Source organism: Butyricimonas sp. BSD2780061689_150309_C8 (assembly GCF_015560935.1).
GTDB lineage: Bacteria > Bacteroidota > Bacteroidia > Bacteroidales > Marinifilaceae > Butyricimonas > Butyricimonas paravirosa.
In genome coordinates this window covers 23,253-37,775 of record NZ_JADMSV010000031.1, presented here as the reverse complement: position 1 = coordinate 37,775, position 14,523 = coordinate 23,253, and the positions used below count along the sequence as shown (strand labels likewise).

At 41.8% G+C, this 14,523-nt stretch carries 13 protein-coding genes and 2 tRNA genes; 13 read left to right on the top strand and 2 right to left on the bottom strand.

Features of this window, described 5'->3' with window-relative positions; all coding sequences use genetic code 11:
- Nucleotides 1–11: 11 nt before the first annotated feature.
- The 9 genes from I2I33_RS17995 (at nucleotide 12) to I2I33_RS17955 (ending at nucleotide 11,294) form a co-directional block, all read left to right on the top strand.
- Nucleotides 12–1,607: a RagB/SusD family nutrient uptake outer membrane protein gene (locus I2I33_RS17995; protein ID WP_162613809.1), complete on the top strand. Its 1,596-nt coding sequence runs from the start codon at nucleotides 12–14 to the stop codon at nucleotides 1,605–1,607.
- Between the two features lie 26 nt (nucleotides 1,608–1,633).
- Nucleotides 1,634–2,590, top strand: a complete 957-nt coding sequence (locus I2I33_RS17990; RefSeq protein WP_087421453.1) for a hypothetical protein — start codon at nucleotides 1,634–1,636, stop codon at nucleotides 2,588–2,590.
- 23 nt (nucleotides 2,591–2,613) lie between these two features.
- Entirely contained in the window at nucleotides 2,614–3,579 is a 966-nt protein-coding gene (locus tag I2I33_RS17985) for a glutaredoxin family protein (RefSeq protein ID WP_162613810.1), read from the top strand.
- Nucleotides 3,580–3,591: 12 nt separating this feature from the next.
- Nucleotides 3,592–5,055 (top strand): hypothetical protein, encoded by a 1,464-nt coding sequence (locus I2I33_RS17980; RefSeq protein WP_140402594.1) that lies wholly within the window; start codon nucleotides 3,592–3,594, stop codon nucleotides 5,053–5,055.
- Between the two features lie 12 nt (nucleotides 5,056–5,067).
- On the top strand, nucleotides 5,068–6,474 hold the full coding sequence (locus I2I33_RS17975; protein WP_087421456.1) for a thioredoxin family protein: 1,407 nt from the start codon (nucleotides 5,068–5,070) through the stop codon (nucleotides 6,472–6,474).
- Nucleotides 6,475–6,500: 26 nt separating this feature from the next.
- Nucleotides 6,501–7,742 carry a thioredoxin family protein gene (locus I2I33_RS17970; RefSeq protein ID WP_087421457.1) on the top strand — a complete coding sequence of 414 codons (1,242 nt, stop codon included), beginning with the start codon at nucleotides 6,501–6,503 and terminating at the stop codon, nucleotides 7,740–7,742.
- 46 nt (nucleotides 7,743–7,788) lie between these two features.
- Nucleotides 7,789–8,907 (top strand): TlpA disulfide reductase family protein, encoded by a 1,119-nt coding sequence (locus I2I33_RS20500; RefSeq protein ID WP_087421458.1) that lies wholly within the window; start codon nucleotides 7,789–7,791, stop codon nucleotides 8,905–8,907.
- Between the two features lie 15 nt (nucleotides 8,908–8,922).
- Nucleotides 8,923–10,311, top strand: a complete 1,389-nt coding sequence (locus I2I33_RS17960; protein ID WP_087421459.1) for a thioredoxin family protein — start codon at nucleotides 8,923–8,925, stop codon at nucleotides 10,309–10,311.
- Between the two features lie 446 nt (nucleotides 10,312–10,757).
- Nucleotides 10,758–11,294: a GNAT family N-acetyltransferase gene (locus tag I2I33_RS17955; protein WP_087421460.1), complete on the top strand. Its 537-nt coding sequence runs from the start codon at nucleotides 10,758–10,760 to the stop codon at nucleotides 11,292–11,294.
- A gap of 60 nt (nucleotides 11,295–11,354) precedes the next feature.
- Here I2I33_RS17955 and I2I33_RS17950 read toward each other — a convergent pair.
- Together I2I33_RS17950 and I2I33_RS17945 are read right to left on the bottom strand one after the other, a co-directional pair.
- Nucleotides 11,355–11,439, bottom strand: a tRNA-Leu gene (locus tag I2I33_RS17950).
- A 4-nt stretch (nucleotides 11,440–11,443) separates the two neighbouring features.
- Nucleotides 11,444–11,519: transfer RNA gene (locus I2I33_RS17945), tRNA-Gly, on the bottom strand.
- A 288-nt stretch (nucleotides 11,520–11,807) separates the two neighbouring features.
- Between I2I33_RS17945 and I2I33_RS17940 the strand changes: the two genes are divergently transcribed.
- The 4 genes from I2I33_RS17940 (at nucleotide 11,808) to truB (ending at nucleotide 14,521) form a co-directional block, all read left to right on the top strand.
- On the top strand, nucleotides 11,808–12,674 hold the full coding sequence (locus I2I33_RS17940) for a cell division protein FtsX (protein WP_087421461.1): 867 nt from the start codon (nucleotides 11,808–11,810) through the stop codon (nucleotides 12,672–12,674).
- A gap of 10 nt (nucleotides 12,675–12,684) precedes the next feature.
- The gene (locus tag I2I33_RS17935; RefSeq protein ID WP_027200463.1) at nucleotides 12,685–12,948 is read left to right on the top strand and encodes a DUF3098 domain-containing protein; all 264 of its coding nucleotides are present in this window, start codon (nucleotides 12,685–12,687) and stop codon (nucleotides 12,946–12,948) included.
- 68 nt (nucleotides 12,949–13,016) lie between these two features.
- Nucleotides 13,017–13,805, top strand: a complete 789-nt coding sequence (locus tag I2I33_RS17930) for an undecaprenyl-diphosphate phosphatase (RefSeq protein ID WP_087421462.1) — start codon at nucleotides 13,017–13,019, stop codon at nucleotides 13,803–13,805.
- Nucleotides 13,805–14,521: a tRNA pseudouridine(55) synthase TruB gene (gene truB / locus I2I33_RS17925; protein ID WP_087421463.1), complete on the top strand. Its 717-nt coding sequence runs from the start codon at nucleotides 13,805–13,807 to the stop codon at nucleotides 14,519–14,521. Before I2I33_RS17930 ends, truB begins: the two co-directional genes overlap by 1 nt.
- Nucleotides 14,522–14,523 lie beyond the last annotated feature (2 nt).

Here is a 14,523-nt window from a genome sequence, read left to right as displayed (position 1 = left end):
AATTTGAATATATGAAGAATAATATTTTTAGATATAGCGGAAAGATATTGTTGGGAGCGTTAATTGCTACAGGATGTAGTGATTATTTGAAAGAAGATTCCGGAGATTTGCTGATTCCCAAGAAAGTTGAAGAATATTCTCCGATGTTGTATGCGGAAGGTTATCCGTCGGACTTTAATGATGATGCCTCATGGTTTAAATTAATGACGGATGATGTTGAGTTAGGACGTTTGGAAATAGATTCTCTTGGAGAAGCTTATTTAGACAAAGACGGAAATGCTTTTGATGTTCTTGAGGGGGGAGAAGGAAAACAGGCTTATACTTGGAATGTGGATATAGAAGAGAAATTGACAGATAATTTCTGGAATGCTCGTTATGAGAATATTTTGGCTTGTAACATCGTGATAGATGCTCTGCCGACGATGGAGGTGCAGGATTCCGGTAAATTTAATCATTTAGCCGGGCAGGCTTATGCTTTAAGAGCTTATAATTACTGGTGTTTGGTAAACACCTATGCTGCTCCTTATGCAGAGGAGAATTTGGAGAAAGCTGGTGTTATTCTTCGTACGACGCCGCAAGTGGATATACAGGCTCGTAAACGGTCAACTCTTCGTGAAACTTATAAATTGATAAACGAGGATATTGAAAAAGCGGAGAAATATATGGAAATAAGTACGGCTGCGGACAACATTCATTTATTAACACAGCCTGCCGTGTGGTTATTAGGGTCCAGAATTGCGCTTTTCCAAGAGAATTGGGATGAAGTGATTCGTTTAGGAGAATTGTTCATGGAGAATAATTCAGAGGTTTATGATTTGAATTCGGTTGATCCTGAGTTACTTACTAATACAAATGACAGTAAAGGCTTTTGCATGATGGATGGGTTGGTTAATCCGGAAATTGTATTTACATTCGGTAATTCATCATATTCTTATGATTTCTTGGCTATTACGATGTCTGGATATATGTATGGATTGGGATTCCGGCCATCACAGGAGGCTGAGAATTCATTGCTGAAATCATATGACGAGGGGGATTTACGTTTGCAGGCTTATTTTAAATCGGATAAACCGGGAGAGACAGATAAATGGGGTTTTTATACGGAAATTACCTATAACTATCAATATCCGATTAAATATCGAAGAAGATATAGTACCGGGGCCGAGAAACCGAATGAAAAGTTGTTTCATGAAAATTGGCGGAGCGTTGAAGTATTGTTAAATCTAGCGGAGGCTTATGTTCGGAAGAGTAATGCGATAGACCAGCAGGCTATTGATTTGCTAAATTCATTACGCCGTGGACGTATCAGTACGGATAAGTATGTTGACAAACAAATGGCTGATTTTAAAAATAGTGATGATTTGCTTAAATTCATATGGGCAGAACGCCGTCGGGAACTATGTTTTGAAGAGGCTATGCGTTTCTGGGATTTGCGTCGTCAGGGAATGCCGGAAATCGAACACCGATGGTATACTTCTTGGAATAATTACGAAACTTATACCTTGAGGCAAGGTAGTCCGAATTATGTGCTTGGTATTCCTTCTTCAGAATTGACATACAATACAGATTGTGTTGATAATGCCCGTGAAGTGATTAATGCGGAGTAACGATTTATCTTTTAAAATGATTGATTATGAAAAAAAGTTTAAATATATATCTGATATCTGTCATATTACTTATTTCAGCCTGTTCTGAAAAATTGACCCCGAATCCGGATTTAGGAGGACCATTATATGGATTAACTAAAGGCGAACCTGGTTCATTGGAAGAATTGATTTATAACACATGGGAATTTTGTGGAGTGTATTATCTATATGATTATAGTGAATATGCTTTTCAAACCGCTAACTGGACCGGGGGTGTTAATAGATGGTATACTCCTGTAAAGGAGGAAAACCGGGAACTGGTGAGAACGGTTGTAAATAAATTGCAAGATGAGGTGTTTGCCGGGATGGATGGGGATTACATTCGGAGAAATTGGTTTATACGGGTATTCTTATGTGATTCTTTGTGTGATAATTCTTCGTATGATCCGGATGACTTGGTTGAAACTTATTTGGAGCGTGAGGATATGTTGATTATCCCTAATTTGGGAGAAGTAATGAAAGCTTACACGGATGAGGATTGGACGTCATGGAAAAAGGAGTTTTCTGATCTGTTGATTTCACGCTTGTATTTAGGAGCAACAGAGGAACCGACGGATTTCTTCAACTCAAGATTGAAGAAAGCAAACGGGAAAGATGATGCGACAGCAATATATGCGACAGCTTGGTTAGAGGATCCTGATGGTAAATATACGGATTGTGTTTATACTTTCCGTACGAACGGGTATTGGAATAGTTCTCCTGCAGAAACAGTCTTAATTCCTAAGCGACAAGTTGATGTTGCTGACTATATCAGTAATTTGACTACAACACCTAAAGCAGAATTAGACTACACCTTTGAACATTTTCCTAAAATGCTGGAGCGTACAATTGACATCGTTCCATATTTGACGGATGTACTTGGATTGGATATCGTTGCCATGCAAAATGCTGCTTGCCCCGATGATCCGGTGGAGGCTGATTATTTTAAGAATCTACAAGAATGATTCGTCTGTATAATATAAGAGATATGTTGAGAAAGACAATCATGATATTGGTTTGTGTCGGATGCTGCTTAGCAGCATCTGCACAAACTGACCTAGAAAGTTTGAAAGAGAAATACACGGTAAACAAGCGTGACATTAAGGTCGTGAAGGAATACGTGGAGGCCTTGGAGGATGCGAGAAAGGGAAAAGAGACAGAACAGGTGATAAAGGAATATATGTCTCGGTGTCCGGTGTTGCAGGTGGAAGATAAGGATACTTACTTGCTATTAAATAAATATGTATTTGCAGACCCTTATTCCAATGTTTTTGAGTATGGCATTTATGCTGTGAAAAAAATGAAATGGGATCGGGAAGAAAGTTCCGCTCCGGAGGATAAGGCTGCACGTTTGAAGAGACTTTTCAAAGGATTGGGAAGTGGGGTTAGTGGGGATAATGAGATTGATAAGAGATATGAGGTATTGATGGTGTTGAGTCGAAATTTGAACAAAGAGATCGAGAAACAATGCGAGCCTCATTTCCAGGATGAACGGTATGTTTGGCCATTGTATGATTCATTAAAACTGGAACGATTGACGTATCTGGTAAATAAAGGGCAATTATTGGGACAGGATGGAATGCGTTTAAAACTCGCTATTATTAAAGCTTTGCATACAGGAGATAACGAACAGGTGTTTCGAGACTTGGAAGTAGCTGCGAACTTGCACATGACAGATGTTCGGGGTGAATATATTGTAGCAGTTTTGACCCTCCTTTCTGAAAGAAATTTGAATAAGAATTTAATTGACAGCGTCTTGTCATTCGTGTTGAGGATAAGTGAACAGGAGAAGGCGGAGGGTGGTTCGACCAATTATTATAACTTGTTAGGTCGTTTGTATGCTCTTGTGGGCGATAGGAGTAACGCTGATAAATATAAAAAGATGGGGGATGCCATAGAAGCGGAGCGGATGGAACGGTATAAGGATTTGTTTAAAGCAACTCAGTCTAATTAATCTGGAAATATGATGAAAAAACGGATAGTTGTAATGTTTGCCGTTTGGCTGTTTACGACTTGTAATTTATTGGAGGTAAAAGCTCAACAGGTTCGTGACTATGTGGTTGTTACCTCGAAAAAGGTTCAGGCTGACGGGGAATGGATGAAAGTGGTAAAGACTTTAGCTAAAAGACATAAAGCAACCGTGTTATATTACGACAAACAGCCGCGAGAACTGTTGGCGGAGTTACGGCGTTTAACTCCCCGTTACGTGGCAGTGGTGGAAAAACCGGAAAACCTCAATCGGGAGTTTGTCATGGAAGGGCATCGTTTGAGTCGGGAAATAGATGATGATATTTATGCGGATTACTTGTGGGGAATTATCACGGGGTATTCAGCTACAGATGCTATGCGAATGGTCGAGGGGAGCGCTAAACCTTTTGTGATTCATACAGCATTGAACACGACGGCAGAATTGAGCGATGGAAAATATTTTGATCGTTTTGCATTTATGAATGACGGGGGAACACCCGGCGGTTGGGGCGAGAAGACAACCCGCAACGGGGAAGTGAAGAATGAGCAGATCAATAAATGGGAAATACTGAATAAATGGGTGGAGAAATATAAAGAAATTGATCCCGATTTGCTGGTAACCTCTTCACACGCAACCGAGAAAAATCTTGAAATGCCATTTACGGTTGGTAATCTGAAACCACGGGGAGGGCGGTTGTATGCCGACTTCATGACTCCTGAGTTTTTGGAAGGGACGGCTCACCCGAGAGTTTATTTTGCGGCGGGTAACTGTCTGATCGGGAATATTGACAATGACCCGGAGAGTATGGCTGTGGCTTGGTTGAGCGGAATGGATGCAACTTCCATGGTGGGATATGTCGTTACAACTTGGTATGGCCGGAACGGTTGGGGAGGTTTGAAATACTGGGTTGCCAATGCCGGGCGGTTGACCTTGGCGCAGGCCGTTTATCTGAACCAGCAGGATATGTTGAGGACGGAAAACGAGTGGCATCCGAAAATGTTGACCGTAAATTATCCTTTTTCGGAAATAGATTTTGGGGAGAGGGAGATGTTTGAAAAACAATTCAAGGCGGTGACGGGTCAGCAGCCGACGAAAGACCAGATGGGATTTGTACATGACCGGGATGTAGTTGTTTTGTATGGCGATCCGGCTTGGGATGTAAAGATGCAAAATCCGAAACCATTAGGATACAGTGTAGATTTCAAGATAAAAGGGAAACAATGTTTCGTGACGATCACGACCAATGAATATTTTGACGGGGGATTGATGAGAGGAGGAAAATTGAAACAGGAACACGTGACGGATATTCCGTTTGCCTATTATTTCCCGAAACGTGTAAATAACCCGTGTTTGGCGGGGGGACAGAAATGGGAAGTTGCCGTGGCAGAGGATTTCTTGTTGCTTTATAATTGTGATTTTGAGAGAAATAAAAAATATACAATAGTATTGGACATAAACTAAAGGGATTGTAAGATGAAAAAATTAGTATTGTTAGTGACGATTTTAATCACTGGTTTAACCGTGTTTTCACAGGGGATCGACTTCCAAAAGGGGCGTTATGCAGAGGTGCTGGAAATGGCGAAAAAACAGAATAAACTGGTATTTATAGATATATATACCTCATGGTGTGGACCTTGTAAGCACATGGCGGATAATGTATTCCCGCAAGCTAAAGTCGGCGAATATTATAACGCTCATTTCTTGAATTTGCAATTAGATGCAGAAAAGAGTGAAGACGGGAAAATGGTTGCGAAAACATTTGGAGTATCTGCTTATCCCACGTTCCTTTTTGTTAATGGGGACGGGGAATTGGTTTATCGTTTCCTGGGCGGTAAAACCGTGGATATGTTTATCAAGGAAGGCGAGAAGGCCGTGGATGCGTTTGCCGCACAACCGGAATTGAAGAAATACATGAAAAAATACGAGGAAGGCAACCGGGATAAAGAATTTTTGAATCAGTATTTTATATTGAAAGACAAATCCGGATTGGATTGTAGCGATGTATTACTTGATTATTTTGCATTGGTGGACGATGCTCATTTATTGGATTCTGTCAATGTTCCTCGTATTGCCAAAATCACGGTTTTCGACAAGAAATTAGCAAACCGCTTGGTGGATGCGGCTTGTGCGGAGGCTGTCAATCCGGCGAAGGACAAAAAACATTCTACTGCCGTGAATAAAGCGATTTGTACTTTCTTGAGTGCTAGCGTTCAAAAGACGGCACAAGCCGATCAAGAGGAAAACTTTGAGGAAGTGCTGGCTTTGAAAGATCGTTTATTTAAGGCGACGGGAGGTAAGGATAGTGCCACGGCGGCTTCATTGGGGGGAGGAAATATCTATATCCCTTCTGAATTACTACGTTTAAATTATTATTCGGCTAAAAAGAAACTGGATAAGTTTAATCAGCTTTTTATCAGTTATATAGCGGAACTTCAGAAAAAATATGAGGAAACTCATAAGGAGAAAATTGCCATGCTAAAGGCCATGGAGGCTAAGTTGAAAGAGGCAAAAGAAAGTGGGAATGAAGAGGAATATCAGGCAGCAAGAAAATTGAACGCGATGATGTTCGCTTTTTCAAGTATCGATGATTACTATACTTCAACGAGTATGGTTGAGAACGTGGAACGTTACGAGGAGATATATACAGGAGAGAAAGATGCGGCATACAAGGATCGGGTTGCCGGTTGGTACGTGTTTTTACATCAGTTGAGCCCTTCCGCAAAGACGGCGGCATACGTGGCCGATAAGTTATTAGCCTTGGACAAAAAGGAACAAGCGAAAGAAGTTTTGACCTTGGGATTGAAAGATGGAAGTTCTGCGGCCGGGGTCGAAGAGAGTGACGTGAAAGCTTGTCAGGCAAAATTGGATGAATTAAAATAATAGCATATTTGTAAATAGGATTGATTATGAAAAAGATTGGATTTATAGTACAATTTTTATGTTTGGCCTTGTTTTCGTTCGGGCAGTCGGCCGGAGACGGGATTCGTTTTATCGAAGGCGAGAAATGGGAAAATGTCTTGAAAATGGCTCAAGAGCAGGACAAATATATCTTTATGGATTGCTATACCTCTTGGTGTGGCCCGTGCAAGGCTTTAGCCAAAGATATTTTTACTCGCAAAGACGTGGGCGACTTTTTTAACGCGAATTTCATCAACGTGAAATACGATATGGAAAAGGGTGTGGGGAAAGATCTGTATAAACAATATAAATCCAATATTATTGGTTTCCCGACACTCTTGTTAATTAATAAGGAAGGAAAAGTTATGCATCAAATGGCGGGATTCCAAGAGGCAGATGTATTGATTGCCGGGATGAAAGCGGGTAAGGAAGGTAAAAGTTTGTTTGCTTGTCGTGATAGGTACGAGGCAGGAGAACGGGACTTGGCGTTTCTGAAAGAATATGTTGCCGCGTTGGAAGGAGCCTTCTTGAAAGATGACATCGAGAAAATCGTACTTGATTACATGAATACGATACCTGTGGAAAAATTGCAGGAAAAAGAAATCTGGGATTTTGTGGGGGCTTTTATCAAAAACCCTTATTCTCCGCAATTTGACTACGTGATTTTCAATATAGACCGTTTGGCTCATAAAGTGAAATTTGATCGCTATAACGTGGAGAGACAATTAAGTTGGGCGCTGGAAAAAGCAGTAGATCGAGTGGTTGAAATTAAATTTGATGAGAATGGGGTTCCCTTGCGTTTGGTTGCCGAGCAAGGAAAAATAGATACTTTGTTACGTTTGATTGACCGCGGGAATTTGAAACGTGCAGAAACGTATCGTGCCAAAATAAAGATTTATGAATTGGAGTTGGCTCAAAAGTGGAATGAAGTATACGAAAGCCAGATGATGTATCGTGACATCAAGGCTTTGGGTTATTCTGATCGTGATTTGGATGAAACGGCTCGATACCTTGTGGCATATTGTCAAGATAAGGGCATAATAGAGAAGTACTTGGTTTTAATTGAAGGTTTGCAGAAAGAAGAAGATAAGGGAAGTGCTAAACTAAAATCTAATTATTACGGAACTCTTTCTGTTTTGCATGCTAAACTTGGCAATAATGCAAAGGCAAAAGAATTCAAAAAGATGGACGAGAAAATCAGAGCCGAGAAAGCGAAAGAGTTCGAGTCATTTTTGAAAAAATCAGAATAAATATAAACGATACTTGATTTAAAAATGTTAAAATAATTCCGGAAGTATGAGAAAAATTATCAGTGGATTATTGATAGGCTTGTTGTTCATGGGGTGTGCCAAACAAGAGACAACTTATACCATTCAAGGAGAGTGGGAAGGTGGAGATGGAAAAGTAGTCTATTTAAAAAAGGACTTGGGAGACAAAAAATATGAGATATTGGATTCCGCTATCGTGGCAAACGGTAGTTTTAAAATGCAAAAGCCGCTTGGAGACGTGGATGAGCGGATTTTGGAAATAAATGGTAGTACGAATATCGTTATTTTGGACTCTATTCCAATTCATGTAAAATGCATAACCGTGAAAAAAACGGTCAAGGGAAAAGAGATTGAGAATGTCAGAGCAGAAATATCGGGGAGCGTGGAGCAGGATATTTTTAAAACAATGCTGTTAGCACAGCGGGATGAGATGTTGATGATGCTGGGACTTTCCTTCATGGGTAGAGATGAGAATACGAGTGCTGCCATGCAGGACTCTTTAATACAGATGTATACGGCTATGAAGGAGAAAACCGTGCGGACGATTGACAGCTTGGTTACAAATTATCCCGATTGCCATGCAACTGCGTTGATTATTAATAATTTCGTGATCAAGGATAGAGATTTGGCGGAAGTTGAAAAAATGTATGAAGGTTTGACTCCCCGTATCAAAAATGCTTATTTAGGACGTAAATTGAAAACATCAATAGATAATATTAAAAAAACATCCATCGGTAGTGTTGCCCCGGATTTCACCTTACAAGCTCCGGACGGAAAGGATGTTTCTTTATCTGATTATCGTGGGAAGATCGTTTTGCTTGATTTCTGGGCATCCTGGTGCGGTCCTTGCTTGCGTGAAGTTCCCAATGTGAAGAAAGTATATGACAAGTTTCATGATAAAGGATTTGAAATACTGAGCGTGTCACTGGATGATAAAAAGGATAATTGGGTAAATGCGATTGAAAAGAACGATTTGAATTGGGGACATGTTTCTTCCTTGAAGGGATGGAGTTGTCCGGTGGCAAAATTGTATAACGTGAGCGGGGTTCCGGCTATGTTATTGATTGACAAGGAAGGGAAAATTGTCGCTACCAAATTGCGGGGAGATCTGTTGATGGAAAAAGTTGCAGAACAATTTGGAGAATAACGATTGATAGAAATAATGAGAAGAATATTTTTAACAATAGTCGTTTTGCTTTTCTCATGGAATGTTTTTTCACAGGGGATTCAGTTCGAAACCGGTAGCTGGAAAGAGGTTTTACAGAAAGCAAAACAGGAGAATAAACTGATCTTTGTAGACCTGTACACGACGTGGTGCGGTCCTTGTAAGAAAATGGCTGCGGAGACTTTTCCCCAGCAGGCTGTGGGGGATTACTTCAACAAAAATTTCGTCAATTACAAGATTGACGCAGAGAAAGGTGAAGGACCGGAACTAGCGGGTAAGTACGAGGTTTCGGCTTACCCGACGTTGGTTTTCGTGAATGCTGCAGGCGAGTTGGTGTATAAGTTTATGGGAGTCCGTACGGCCGATAAGCTTATCGCTGAAGGAGAGAAAGCTGTGCGTTTGTATGCGCTGGCTCCCCGTATCGCGGCAATGGAGAAAGGATACGAACAAGGAAAACGGGGAAAAGTTTTCCTTGGAGAGTATTATGCTTTATTGAAAGAGTCCGGGGCAGGCGGTGGCATTGTCCTGAACGAGTACTTGAAATGCCTCTCTGATGGGGAGTTGTTGTTGGAGGAGAACGTGAGTAATATAGGTAATATTTCTATTTTTGATCCGGTTCTTTTTGATCGTTTGGTGAAGGGCATCAAGAAGGTCGAGGGCGAAAACAAGAAGTTGGGTAATTGTTTGAATGCATCCGTGATGAAGAGCTTGAGCGCTTGTTTTGCCACTTGCGTGAAAGAGAAGGATGAAAAGGCGTTAGAAGGAATTCTTGGCGTGAAGGCCGGGTTGGGAAATCTGGAGAATGGAATGTCTGCCATGATGGGTGGCGGTAAATCTTATCTTCCGGCAGAGCAGTTGCGTTTGGATTTCTATTCGAACAACCGTCTGGACGATAAATTCAAGACGTTGATGAACGAGTATATGATTGCCCAGCAGCAAGAGAATAGCATTGATTCCCTGAGAAAAACGGAAGAGATAACAAACCAGCATTTTAAGATGCTGATTGATTCAGCTAAAATGAAGAATGATTCAACCGCGATTGTGAGTATAAAGAAGACGATGGGTATGGCGAGTTTGTTTGGCGGGGTGAAGTATAAACTATTGTCCTCTTTCGTGATCAGTGCTACCCGTCATTACTGGAAGATTACCGATCAGCAGAATGTAGGAGAGAAAAAGAAATGTATCGATTGGGTAAATTATGCTTATCAGTTGGATCGAACTCCGGCGACGGCTTGGGGATGTGCGGATCTCATGGAAGAGATCGGGGACAAACAGGGGGCGAAGAGGCTCTTGATTGATGTGTTGGAAGTTATTAAAAATAACTCGCTAAGTGATGCAGAACCGAAGGATATTCAATCTGTAAAGGAACGTGTGGAAAAAATGTAGCATGTGTTTTATTTGAAATAGGCTATTGTAGTATAGTACAGAACTGCCCCCAAAAAGTGAACAAAAAACTTTCAGGGGCAGTTTGTTTTTGAGCCAATTTTAGTGTCAGATGAGAATAACGAAATTGGCTTAATGCTGGCATAGATTTACTTGGGGTTACGGTAAACTTTTTCAGGACGAGACACGTTGCATATTCGATGTACTTAGGGGTTAAAGACGTATCAATTTCGAATCAAAGACGTATCAAAGACGTTCACGAACGTCTTTGATACGTCTTTGATAGATTTTTAATCTTTGATTATCTGGTAATTACCTTAAGTGTTCATCCTTTCTTTATTTGATAACGGGGGTAATACATATTGTCGTTATGATCGATTATTTTATTGGGTACGATTTATTTGTTGAGGGAAATATTTTTTTGGGTATTTTTGCCTGAAAATAGAAGAATGAGAGAAGTGTTATTAGAAACGGGACGGTTGGTTCTAAGAAAGTTAGAACAAGGTGATTTTGACGAGGTGTGTAAATTGTTGCAGGACCCCGTGGTGATGTATGCTTACGAGGGCGCTTTTAGCGATCAGGAAGTTCAGGCATGGTTGGATAAGATGTTTCGGCGGTACGAGGATGACGGTTTTGCCCTGTGGGCGGTCATCGAGAAAAGCAGTGGCGAGCTTATCGGGCAATGTGGTATCACGTACCAGGAATATAATGGGGGCAGGGTTCCGGAAGTCGGTTATTTATTCCGAAAAGAGTTTTGGCATAAAGGATTTGCCACAGAGGCGGCCATTGCTTGTAAGGAGTACGCTTTTCAAGAGTTGAATTTTGACGAGGTTTATTCCATTATTCGGGATTCGAACGTGGCATCCCAAAACGTGGCTCGGCGGAATGGAATGGTGGAGGTCGATACTCTTGTCAAACACTACCGGGGTGTCGAGATGCCACATATCGTTTTTAGGGTATCGAGAGGGAATAATTTTAAAAAGTGATTAGAGTTTTCTGGATAAAATAAAAGGAGTTAGTGATTACTAACTCCTTAATATTCCGTGTACTCGAGGCGGGACTTGAACCCGCACAGCCGCAATGGCCACGGGATTTTAAGTCCCGCGTGTCTACCGATTCCACCACTCGAGCAACTTGGAGCGAAAAACGGGACTCGAACCCGCGACCCTAACCTTGGCAAGGTTATGCTCTACCAACTGAGCTATTTTCGCATGATTGCTTGCAAAATTTTCAAGGAACGCTTTCCTTTTTTGCGATTGCAAATATAGAGCATTTTTTGTTTTCAGCAAAGGGTTTGATAAGAAAATGCAAAGGATTTTTTAAATTCATTTCTTGAAAACTGTTTTTCATGCAGTTACTAAAGGGGAAAAGAGGTGAATGTTGGAGAACGGGAGGGCGAATGGGGGCTAGTGGAGATGTGATTTTGCGATTTTTTTTTAGAAATGGGTTGTTCTCGGGTGTAGAATGATTATATTTGTCAAGTTTTTAAGACAGAAAAAATGTCGCGGACAGAAAGTAGAAAGGGAAAAAGTGCTTATTTTGTTCCCACAATCAGTATTTCTTTGGTATTGATTGTGGTCGGTATGCTTGTATTTATTTTATTAAATGCTCGGGCGGTTTCGGATCACGTGAAACGGAATATCGGTTTTGCCGTGATCGTGAAGGATAACACGAATGAGGTGGAGATCAAGCGGGTGCAAAAGATTTTGGATACCCAACCTTACGTTTACACTTCGAAGTATATTACCAAAGAACAGGCGGCGAAGTCTTTCAAGAAAGAGATGGGAGAGGATTTTGAACGGATATTGGGAGCTAATCCTTTGTTGCCTTCCATTGAGATCAAATTGAATCCGGCATATGCGAATAACGATTCGCTGGCGATGATAGAGAAAGGATTAGCAAGATTTGATATTATTCACGAGGTATATTACCAGAAATCCATGATCGAGAGTATTAACGAGAACATACGGCGGATCACAATTATATTTTTGATTGTCGGGGCGGTGTTGGTGTTGATTTCGTTCACGTTGATTCGTAACATGATTCATTTGGCGGTTTACTCGCAGCGACTGTTGATCAAGACGATGCAGTTGGTGGGGGCTACTCCGTTTTTTATATGCAAGCCTTTCGTGTACGGGAGTATGTGGAGAGGGTTCTTCGGGGCTCTGATCGCTAACTTGGTGTTGCTGGGTGCGATATTTTTCGTGCAGGAGAATGTGGGGAACGTGATTAATATCATGCGGCAGGACGTGATCCTGTTGATGGTGGGTTTCGTGATCCTTTCCGGGGTGGTGTTGTCATTTTTCTCGGCTTGGTTCTCGGTACGTCGTTATTTGCGGCGGGATTTGAATGATTTATACGTGTAAATAAAAATATATGGCAAGAATTTTAAACGAAAAAAAAGACGGTTTTCCTATACCGAAGGATAATTACAAGATGATCCTGATCGGTTTCGGGATCGTTATAGTGGGTTTCCTCTTGATGATGGGAGGGGGAGCGGATTCGCCCGATACATTTAATTATGACATTTTTAGTTTTCGCCGGATCACGTTAGCGCCCATCGTGGTGTTATTCGGTTTTGGTTTCGTTTTCTGGGGTATCATGCGGAAACCCAAAACGAAGGGAGAGGAGAAAAATTAAATATTAATGTAATTGAATATTGACGTGCGTGCATTCTCAATTTTCAATTCTCAATTTTCAATTCATAGATGGAGTGGTTTGAGGCATTGGTGCTTGGTATCATCCAAGGACTTACAGAATTTTTGCCGGTGAGTAGTTCCGGGCATTTACAGATTTTTAGTGCTCTTTTCGGGTTAGAAGGAGAGGAGAATCTAACGTTTGCCGTGGCAGTTCATGCTGCGACGGTTTGTAGTACGATCGTGATTTTGTGGAAGGAAGTGTCCGTGTTGTTCAAGGGCTTTTTCACATTCAAGTATAATGACGAGATGGCCTACGTGCTAAAGATATTTCTTTCCATGATACCGGTGGCTATCGTGGGATTTTGTTTCAAGGATTACGTGGAGGCGTTATTTGGTTCGGGATTGACGGTCGTGGGGTGTATGTTGCTGGTAACGGCGGTGTTGTTGTCGTTCGCTTATTACGCTAAACCTCGGCTGAAAGAGAAAATCTCGTATCGGGATGCGTTCGTGATCGGATTGGCGCAAGCATGTGCCGTGTTACCCGGTTTGTCTCGTTCCGGTTCGACTATTGCTACCGGGATTTTGTTGGGTAACAAGAAGGAGGCGGTGGCCAAGTTCTCTTTTTTGATGGTATTGATTCCTATTCTGGGGGAGGCTTTTCTGGATCTGATGAAAGGCGGGTTCTCGGCAGAGGCAAGCGGTATTTCGACTGTGTCGCTGTTGGTGGGATTCGCTGCAGCTTTTATCTCGGGATGTATTGCTTGTCGCTGGATGATTAATATCGTGAAAAAGGGTAAGTTGATTTGGTTCGCTCTTTATTGCGCTATTGCGGGTATATTGACGATTGTTTTAGGATAATGAGCAAGTGGGGTAATATTTTTTTTAGAGAAGGAGAGGATTTTCGGGCAGGGGCGGTGTTCGTGGTCGATAAGCCATTGCGCTGGACGTCGTTTGATGTGGTGAACAAAGTTCGTATTTGCTTGAGAAAAGGATACGGGAAGATAAAAGTGGGGCACGCAGGGACATTGGATCCTTTGGCATCAGGCGTGGTGATTATTTGTGTGGGGAAGGAGACAAAGAAGATCGAGGAGTATATGGGGCAGGAGAAAGAGTACGTGGCGGAAATTACTTTCGGACATACGACTCCTTCTTATGATTTGGAGACATCTTTTGACGAAGAGTTTTCGTATGAACAAGTGGATAGAGCCTGTTTGGAGCGGGCGGTCCAGCAGTTTATCGGGGAGATTGAACAGTTCCCGCCTTCTTATTCGGCCGTCCGTGTTGACGGGGTCCGGGCGTACGAGATGGCTCGCCGAGGGGACGAGGTGGAGATGAAGAGCCGGAAGGTGATGGTTCGGGAGATTGAAATATTGAAAGTGGAACTTCCAATAGTGGAACTCCGGATCGTGTGTAGCAAGGGGACGTACATCCGTTCGCTGGCTCATGATCTGGGAAAAGCCTGCGGGAGCGGTTCGCATCTGTCAGCTCTAAGAAGAACCCGTGTAGGAGACTTCCGGGTGGAAGATGGGTTTAAAATGGATGAAATTATTGGAGTTTTACAGGAAAATTTGTAATT

Coding starts and splice junctions, on each gene's coding strand:
- I2I33_RS17995 (WP_162613809.1), top strand. CDS start 12: ATGAAGAATAATATTTTTAGATATAGCGGAAAGATATTGTTGGGAGCG.
- I2I33_RS17990 (WP_087421453.1), top strand. CDS start 1,634: ATGAAAAAAAGTTTAAATATATATCTGATATCTGTCATATTACTTATT.
- I2I33_RS17985 (WP_162613810.1), top strand. CDS start 2,614: ATGTTGAGAAAGACAATCATGATATTGGTTTGTGTCGGATGCTGCTTA.
- I2I33_RS17980 (WP_140402594.1), top strand. CDS start 3,592: ATGAAAAAACGGATAGTTGTAATGTTTGCCGTTTGGCTGTTTACGACT.
- I2I33_RS17975 (WP_087421456.1), top strand. CDS start 5,068: ATGAAAAAATTAGTATTGTTAGTGACGATTTTAATCACTGGTTTAACC.
- I2I33_RS17970 (WP_087421457.1), top strand. CDS start 6,501: ATGAAAAAGATTGGATTTATAGTACAATTTTTATGTTTGGCCTTGTTT.
- I2I33_RS20500 (WP_087421458.1), top strand. CDS start 7,789: ATGAGAAAAATTATCAGTGGATTATTGATAGGCTTGTTGTTCATGGGG.
- I2I33_RS17960 (WP_087421459.1), top strand. CDS start 8,923: ATGAGAAGAATATTTTTAACAATAGTCGTTTTGCTTTTCTCATGGAAT.
- I2I33_RS17955 (WP_087421460.1), top strand. CDS start 10,758: ATGAGAGAAGTGTTATTAGAAACGGGACGGTTGGTTCTAAGAAAGTTA.
- I2I33_RS17940 (WP_087421461.1), top strand. CDS start 11,808: ATGTCGCGGACAGAAAGTAGAAAGGGAAAAAGTGCTTATTTTGTTCCC.
- I2I33_RS17935 (WP_027200463.1), top strand. CDS start 12,685: ATGGCAAGAATTTTAAACGAAAAAAAAGACGGTTTTCCTATACCGAAG.
- I2I33_RS17930 (WP_087421462.1), top strand. CDS start 13,017: ATGGAGTGGTTTGAGGCATTGGTGCTTGGTATCATCCAAGGACTTACA.
- truB (WP_087421463.1), top strand. CDS start 13,805: ATGAGCAAGTGGGGTAATATTTTTTTTAGAGAAGGAGAGGATTTTCGG.